The following is a 7,857-nucleotide window of genomic DNA, read 5'->3' on the forward strand; positions in this document are numbered from 1 at the left end:
GGTGTTGCCGAAGCGCAATTGGTTCATGCGGCCGTCGACGAGGTGCGGCGTTCGACTCATGCTTTCCACGCCGCCCACCACGAGCAAATTGCCGTCGCCGGCCCGAATGGCCTGGGCGGCCAGCACGACCGCCTTCAGGCTAGCGCCACATACCTTGTTGATCGTCGTGGCTCCGACACTGCTCGGCAATCCACTCCCGATCGCGATCTGCCGGGCGATGTTCTGGCCGAGGCCTGCCGAAACCACATTGCCCATGTAGACTTCATCGACGTCGCTCAAGTCAGGGAGGGCGGCGCGCTCAACCGCGGCGCGCACGGCGGTGGCGCCCAGGTCTGCGGCGGACACCTCGCCCAGTGCTCCCTGTACGATCGCCACCGGTGTCCGCGCAGCACTCAAAATGACCGCATCGTGTGCGACACCCGGCGTCATATCGATACCCTCGAATTACCGCGGAACGATTGCTTGCATCAGCCTTTTCCGTGAGGTCATCGGGGAGTCCTGCGGCGCGAAGGCCCCAAGGGCGCATCCGCGTATATCGACGAACCGGTCGCTCGAAACGCGCCGCCGGCTACCTTCCCGGCCGCCCTACCGTCACGCGGGCCTTTGACACCGCTCCTCCGAGCCGCACCACGATCGTCCCAGTCCCCGGCCGGCCACCGGCGACGAACTCTCCACCAGCTGAGACGACGCCCAACCAACGGGGGGTCACGGTCCAGGAGGCGGCGTGATCCGGCAGGATGACAAGATACCCGTCTGTATCGATTCCCTGCAGGCTCAGCGAGCGCTTGGCCCTGGGGGCTACGGCGACGGTCTCGGGCGCGAGCACCAAACGGCTCAGCCGTGAGGCGACCGAGATGCGCATCTGCCCGCTGGCGGGCCCGCTCTGTACCAGGACGAGCCCCGTTCCCGGTGTGCGGCCGGCGCGCAGGGTATTCCCGGGGATGACGGTGATGAGGGGGAGCGGTGCCGTGATCTTGACGGGAGCGGGCAGCGGCACGGGGCTCCCCTGCGCGTCCACGCCGATGACCCCGAGTGACGTCTTCGCTCCTGCGAACAACCGGAGCGGCTGCCCTGTGTTGACCAGTAGTCGGGTCGCCGGACCGGCAACGGCCGTCGTATAGACCAGCAGGGCATTGGCAACCGGCCGTTCTACGCCGTCTGACGGCGAGTTGACGACCCTCGGGACACCCTGCCCCGGAAGACGGACCACCATCGTAGCGGATCCCCCACTATCAAATGCCATCGCCTGATCCGCTCCGAGCCGCCGCAGGTATGTGGCAAGTTGGGGACGGGTCAGTCCGATGCTCAAGCGTGGCTGGCGGCCATCGACTGCGACGAGCATCATCGTCCGGCGGTCTTGACCGATGCCGACTGCGGCCACAGGGAACCGCCGATCCCGCTCACCAGGCGCCGGACTGTACGGGTCCCCGACGACCTCTCCATCCTGCACGAGCAGCGGACCGCCGCCAATGGCCATCTGCAGGCCGCGCCACGTGGGGGTGGTGGTTAGGTTTACCTGCACCGGCGCTCCGGGCGCCATCTTCTGCAGCAGCCAGTCTGCCGCGGCACCCCGGCCGACTACAATGAGCGCGTCCCCAGGAAACGGTGCGTAATAGGCCTGCTGCGGCCATACGTTCTTGACGAGATAGTTGCCCGTCTCCTGGGTCGCGGGCAGGACCGCGGCCTGCGCCGGGGAGATGAAGGGCTGGGCGGCCGGATCGTCCGCGGGGGTCAACTCCACGACCGCCTGCCGCGTGGCGGGATCCGGAACCGGGGCTCCGTATCCCCGGATGTTGGAGACGGCGACGAGGCCGTCGGAAACAAAGCCGGTGTTGTATCCCGCCAGGAAATACGACTCCCTGGTCGTGGACAACACGATGGAGCCCGTCCACCGGAAGCGGACGATTCGAGCGCCGCCGTCCTGGTCGATGGCGAGCGCGACCCGCGCCACCGGGCTTCGGAGGAGCTGACCGTCCTTGACCACGATATTGAGGGGCATGCCGGATTCGTGAATGTCGAAGTAGTCACCGTTCACGCCGGCAACGGCCCGGCTGCGTCGCGCCATCGAAGACACGGTTTCATCCACGCTCATGAGCCGGTCGCTGGCGAGCCCCATTCCCACGCGCACCGTGGGATTACCGAGATCGACGCGGAGGTGGTGGATGTTGAGGGGGCCCGCCGTGGTGGCGACCGCAAAATGGCTGTACTCGACGCCGGACGCGACGGGAACCGTGAGCCCCGAGGACCGCACGACCGTGGGCCAGAATCGCAGGGGACTCGCCGAGCCTGATCCGGGAAGGAGGATCAGGAAGAGCGTGATGCACAACATGCTGATGCGGCCGAGGGTGCGACTGTCCACGTCGATCCTAAGCTGCGATCCCTTCGCCGACGATGATTGTTTGGCGCCTTCAGTTCGACAGCCGGCCGCCGGTTCCTGCCGGATCCCGCCCTCAGGACGGCGGCGGAGGCCGCGTGGCGGCGACGTCGCGAATGTAGTCGGTAGCGATTCGGCCCACCACATGCCCGGTTTCTCGATCGGAGCGCTTTGTCCCCGGTACGCGGAACGAGTGATCACCTCCGGTCACCAAGTGCAGGCGGGCCAGCGGATGCAGTCTCGCGACCACCGCCTCCACAAGGTCGAGCCTGGCCAGGGGATCTCTGGTGCCCTGGATGAACAGCATCGGCACACGGATTTGAGGCAGATGAGCGTCACGGAGGCGGTCGGCGTTTCCGGGGGAATGCAGCGGATATCCGAAAAACACCAGGGCCGCCCCCGGGAAATGTTCTCCCTGCGCCGCCGCCAGCACGGAGGCCATCCGCCCCCCCAACGATTTGCCCCCCATGACGACCGGCAGCCCGGGATTGGGGGGCGAGAGTTGCTGGATCGCCGCCTTCCACGTTTCTAGGAGCACTGGGGCGGCGTCGGGGAAACGGCGGCGCGTCTCCATGTAGGGGAAATTGAACCGGAGCACCGAGATGCCCCCGGCCGCCAATGCTTCGGCAACTCCCGCCATGAACGGATGACTCAGGCCCGCCCCCGCCCCATGGGCGATCGCGGAGGCGGCCACCGGTTGGGTGGCGTGGGTCCAGACGCCGGACACCGAGACCCCGGCCGCGTCAAACCGAAAGGGCTCCTCTTTACGTACGTCCTGCCGCCGTGCGCCAGCCCGCGTCCCCAACCGTCGTTTCGACGAAGGCGGCATTCGCCGCCAGCAGCTCATCGAGCAGGGGGTCGACAATCGCCGGATCGTGGACCACGGGGTCGATGGCCATCGCCGCCCGCGCCGGCTCCCGCCGCCCGGTCAGGGCCGCCTCGACCACCAGCTCCTGCCAGGCGACGTGGGGCGCGAGGGCCGCGTACAGTGGTTGCGGCAGCGCGCCGACGGCGATGGGGCGAACGCCTAGCGCGTCCACCTCCGCGGCAGATTCCACGACCACATCGCGGGGGAGCGCGTCGATCTGGCCCACGTTCGGCGCGTTGACGATGAACCGGCCGGTGGGGCCGCCGGCCAGTGCGGCCACGACGGGCGCCAGCGTTTCGTCTGAGTGCACGAGCTCAACAGGTCCGCCCTGGACTAACGCGTCCAGCCGCGCGCGCCTCGCCCGCGCGTTCTCGGTCCGGTGTTCGACCGTGGTGAGCAACACGCCATACCGGGTGCCGCGGCCGCTGGCCTCGCTGAGGAAGCTGGGGAAGAACTCCGCGAGGTGCCGGTCCCCAGCGCCGAACAACACGCCGAGCTGGTCGAAGAGCGACAGCTTCACCGCCAGCCGGTCCAGGAAGACGTCGCGGTGCGGCTCTGGGACGTGATCGTTGACCAACTCGAACGGGGTGTGGTCGCTCAGCCATGCGCGAAGCCTCGACGCACCATCCGCATCGCCGACGCGGAAGCGCACGATCGCCGGCAGGTGGTTGATGCCGGCGACCTCGACCGTAATCGTGTCCGCCGGCACCTTGAGCAGCGGGGCGAGGCGGTGGCGGCGAAAGAGGTCGACTTCATGGCACAGGCCGACGGTCCGGATCGCGGTGGCCCGCGTCACGCCGCGGCAGATCGTGGTCATCGGGTTGGTCAGATTCAGCAGCCAGGCGTCGCGGCACAGACGCTCCATCTCGCGGGCGACCTGGACGGCGAATGGAATGTGCCGCAGCGCTCGTGCCAGCCCACCCGGCCCGGACGTGTCCCCGACCGGCTGGTAGATCCCGTACCGTTCCGGGATCGCGAGGTCGTTGCGTACGGCTCGGAGCCCGCCGATCGCCACGCACAGGATCACGAACCGGGCCCCAAGCAGGGCGTCTTCGCGATCGGGCGTGGCCCTGATCCGGATCCGCGACTGCGCCTCCTGGATAATCCGCTGGGACGCGCGAGTGGCCAGCGCCAGCGCATCGGCGTCGATGTCGTGGAGCACCAGCTCCGCCCCGTCCAGCGTGTGGTTGAGCACCATGTCGGTCAGGAGCATCGTCGTCCACTGGACGCTGCCGCCTCCGATAAACGCGATCTTCACGGACATCCTCCTCCGCTCGTGATGTGGCTTCGAGGCGAGATCCCCACGGCTTGGCCGTCGCGCCGGGCGACCGTCATCGACCCGCCTAACCTCTCAGCCCGGTTGTGCTGATGCCCTGTACCAGGTAGCGCTGGAACAGCACGAAGATGACGAACACCGGCACGAGCGACAGCGCGGACATCGCGAAGATGGCTCCCCAGTCCGTCGCACCCGCCGGATCGGCGAACGCCCTCAACGCGACCGAGATCGTGTAGAGCTTGGGATCGTTCAGGTAGATGAGGGGGCTGAAGAAGTCGCCCCAGGTGAAGTAGAACGAAAAGATCGCCGCCGCGACCAGCACCGGGGTGATGAGCGGGAGGATCACCCTGAAGAAGATCCCAACCTTGCCGCAGCCGTCGATCGCCGCCGCGTCGTCGAGCTCGGCGGGGATGCCGCGGATGAACTGCATGATCATGAAGATGAAGAACGCCTGGCCGCCGAACCGCGGGAGCAGGAGGGGCAGAAAGGTATTGAGCCACCCCAGCTTCGTGAAGACGATGTATTGAGGGATGATCTGCACCTGAACCGGCAGCAGCAGGGTGGACATCATGACGCCGAACCAAAACTGCCGCCCCACGAACTGGGTTCGGGCGAAGCCGAAAGCCACGACGGCCGACGACCCCACGGTGAGGATCGTGCCGATGCCCGCGTAGAGGAACGAGTTCTTGTAGAAGGTGGCAAACGTCACGGACCCAAACCCCGCCCAGCCGCGGACGTAGTTCTCGGGCGTCGGGATCTTCGGGATCAGAGAGGACACGTTGGTCCAGATCTCCGACGGACCTTTGAACGAGCTGGCCACCAGCCATATGAGCGGGTAGAGCATCACCAACCCGAACCCGATCATGAACCCATGGTAGGTGAGGCTCCGGGCTAGGGCGCGGAGGGGCGCGGCCTGCGGCCGGGCCACGCCGTGCGGGGTGGACTTGGCGGTCGCCACGGATGCCATGCCTCTTATGCTTCCTCCTGAGCGTAAAAGACCCAGTAGCGCGACGACTTGAAGATCAGCGCGGTGAGGAGGGCGACGACCACGAGCAGCACCCACGCCATGGCGGCGGCGTACCCCATCTCGAAGTCCCTGAACCCCTTTTGATAGAGGTACAGCGGATAGAACAGCAGCGTGTCGAGGGGCGACCCCGTACCGTTTGAGATGATGAATGCCGAGGTGAACACCGTGAAGCCAAAGATCATCTGTACGACAAAGTTGAAGAAGATGATGGGGGTCAGCAGGGGAAACGTGACCCTCGTGAACCTAGCTAGCACGCCGGCACCGTCGATCGCGGCCGCCTCATAGAGCTCGGCCGGGATCTGTTTGAGCCCCGCAAGAAAGATCAGCATCGGCGACCCGAACTCCCACACCGCCAGAGCGATGACCGTCCAGACCGCTGTGGCTGGATTCCCCAACCATGAGGTGTGGGCCGGGAGGCCGGCGGCGGCCAGAACGGCGTTGACCACGCCGTCCGTGCCGAAAATCTGGCGCCACATCACCGCGACCGCAACGTTCGCCCCCACGATCGACGGCAGGTAGTAGGCGGCGCGGTACACGCCGACCAGTCTGCGGGGGGCGGTCATCAGCATGGCCAGCGCCAGGGCGAAGGCCAGCTTCAAGGGGACGGAGGTGAACGCGAAATAGAACGTCTGCCTGACGGACACCCAGTATCGCGGATCGTGCGAGAACATGCGCTCGAAATTCCGCACACCGATCCAGTGGGGCAAGGGCGAGAGGATATTGTAGTTGGTGAACGCCAGCACAAGCGAAGCGGCAATGGGGATGAACGTGAAGGCGAAGAACCCGATCAGCCAGGGCGCAATGAACAAATAGCCGGCCAGGTGGTGTTCCCCCAGGCGGACGCGCCTCCGTTCCCGCCGCCCGGTCTCCGGGCGGGCGGTCCGAAATTGGTTCGTGATCATGGCGCGCTCACGGACCGCGGCCTAGGATTTTTGCGCCAGCACCCTGTTGCCCTCAACCCTGAGGACCTTCGCCCCCTCCTCCGGAGAGATCTTCCCGAGGAGCACCGGACCAATCACCAGCGGATTGAAGACGTTGTTCTGGAAAGCCGCAAAGGCCTCCGGATCGGGCGGCGGCAGCGGGCTGCTGTCTGTCTGGACGCGCGCCACGTATCGGATCGTCTCCAGTTCGACCGGCTGGAGGAGCGGCTTGAGGGCCTCCTGGATCTTGGGCGCGATGGGGACGCCCCGCTCCGCCAATAGGACCCTGTTGGCCTCGATAGAGTTCGTAAAGTAGTCAATGACCGCGGCGGCTTCCTTGGGGTGCTTCGAATGCGAGGTGATGGAGAAGAACTGCGACGGCTTGAGGTAGTTGGACGGTTTGCCGCCCTTGGGCCTCGGCAGGTGCACCAGCTTGTAGTTGCGGCCCTTGCCGGCGGCCGCCGCCTCGGCGACGGCCTGGTTGCTCCATTGATAGGACATCGCGGCCTTGCCCTGTACGATCGGCTGCGCCTCGATATTTGAATGGTACTCGCTGATCTCTTGCTGCAGGGAGGGGATCGCCTCGGCCTTCTGCATGCGAAGCAGCATCTTCAAGTGCTCGACGAATGGACCATCATCGGTCACCGCAAGCGAGCGTCCGTCGCGGGAGAAGACCCACTGGCCGCGGGCGATGTACAGCGACTTCCACACCTGCTGGTCCGAGAACTCGTAGCCGGCGCCAAAGATCCCGAGCTTCTGGCGGAACGCCAGGGCGATCTGTTCAAAGTCCTGCCAGGTCCACTTTTGATCCGGCAGTGGAACGCCGGCCCGTTTGAAGGCATCCGTGTCCAGGAGGATCGATTGCGAATTATTGCCCAGGTTGATCGCGTACAGCTTGCCGTTGACGCGGCCGCCGTCGATGGAGACCTTCGGCACCCGGGAGAGGTCGATCGTGCCGTCCTTCACGAAGTCGTCGAGAGGAACCATCAGACGGTTACCTTCCCATTCCACCAGGCGAGCGTAGTCCTGCTGGATGATGTCGGGGAGGTTGCCGCCGGCGGCCTGGGTGGCGAGCCGCGTCCAGTAATCGTTGAAACCGGTAAACTCGTAGGTGAACTTGATCCCGGGGTGCGCCGCCTGATACATCTCGAGCACTTTGATCGTTCGATCGTGCCGGTTCTTCGACCCCCACCACATTATCCGCAGCGTGAGCGGGGTCTGGGCGAGGACCGGCGCCCCCGGTGCATAGCGAACCGCAGCGGCGCCGGCGGCGGCCACCCCGGCGATGCGCAGGAATTCACGCCGTCCAAGGTTAGACATCTCTCTTCACCTCCATGCGGGCGTTGGCGTCCGACGGCGTGATTCGTGCGGACATCCCGCAGGCTGCATCGT

At 66.0% G+C, this 7,857-nt stretch carries 7 protein-coding genes; all 7 read right to left on the reverse strand.

Annotation, left to right across the window (positions count from 1 at the left end):
- A partial coding sequence (locus VFP86_09120; GenBank protein HET8999791.1) for an acetyl-CoA C-acyltransferase occupies nt 1–429 on the reverse strand: 429 nt, incomplete at its 3' end.
- Between the two features lie 139 nt (nt 430–568).
- The gene (locus VFP86_09125) at nt 569–2,359 is read right to left on the reverse strand and encodes a phosphodiester glycosidase family protein (protein ID HET8999792.1); all 1,791 of its coding nucleotides are present in this window, start codon (nt 2,357–2,359) and stop codon (nt 569–571) included.
- Nucleotides 2,360–2,450: 91 nt separating this feature from the next.
- Entirely contained in the window at nt 2,451–3,101 is a 651-nt protein-coding gene (locus tag VFP86_09130) for an alpha/beta family hydrolase (GenBank protein ID HET8999793.1), read from the reverse strand.
- Nucleotides 3,102–3,138: 37 nt separating this feature from the next.
- Nucleotides 3,139–4,500, reverse strand: coding sequence for a hypothetical protein (locus tag VFP86_09135; protein ID HET8999794.1), 1,362 nt, complete (start codon nt 4,498–4,500; stop codon nt 3,139–3,141).
- Between the two features lie 85 nt (nt 4,501–4,585).
- Nucleotides 4,586–5,383: a carbohydrate ABC transporter permease gene (locus VFP86_09140; protein ID HET8999795.1), complete on the reverse strand. Its 798-nt coding sequence runs from the start codon at nt 5,381–5,383 to the stop codon at nt 4,586–4,588.
- Between the two features lie 107 nt (nt 5,384–5,490).
- Nucleotides 5,491–6,447, reverse strand: a complete 957-nt coding sequence (locus tag VFP86_09145) for a sugar ABC transporter permease (GenBank protein ID HET8999796.1) — start codon at nt 6,445–6,447, stop codon at nt 5,491–5,493.
- Nucleotides 6,448–6,468: 21 nt separating this feature from the next.
- Nucleotides 6,469–7,785: an extracellular solute-binding protein gene (locus VFP86_09150; protein ID HET8999797.1), complete on the reverse strand. Its 1,317-nt coding sequence runs from the start codon at nt 7,783–7,785 to the stop codon at nt 6,469–6,471.
- Nucleotides 7,786–7,857: the final 72 nt, after the last annotated feature.

The sequence above is a fragment of the bacterium genome, assembly GCA_035703895.1.
GTDB lineage: Bacteria > Sysuimicrobiota > Sysuimicrobiia > Sysuimicrobiales > Segetimicrobiaceae > Segetimicrobium.

What these genes read in the sequence shown, in the direction of transcription:
- VFP86_09140 (HET8999795.1), bottom strand. Translation starts at nt 5,383, where the DNA reads ATGATCGGGTTCGGGTTGGTGATGCTCTACCCGCTCATATGGCTGGTG.
- VFP86_09145 (HET8999796.1), bottom strand. Translation starts at nt 6,447, where the DNA reads ATGATCACGAACCAATTTCGGACCGCCCGCCCGGAGACCGGGCGGCGG.
- VFP86_09150 (HET8999797.1), bottom strand. Translation starts at nt 7,785, where the DNA reads ATGTCTAACCTTGGACGGCGTGAATTCCTGCGCATCGCCGGGGTGGCC.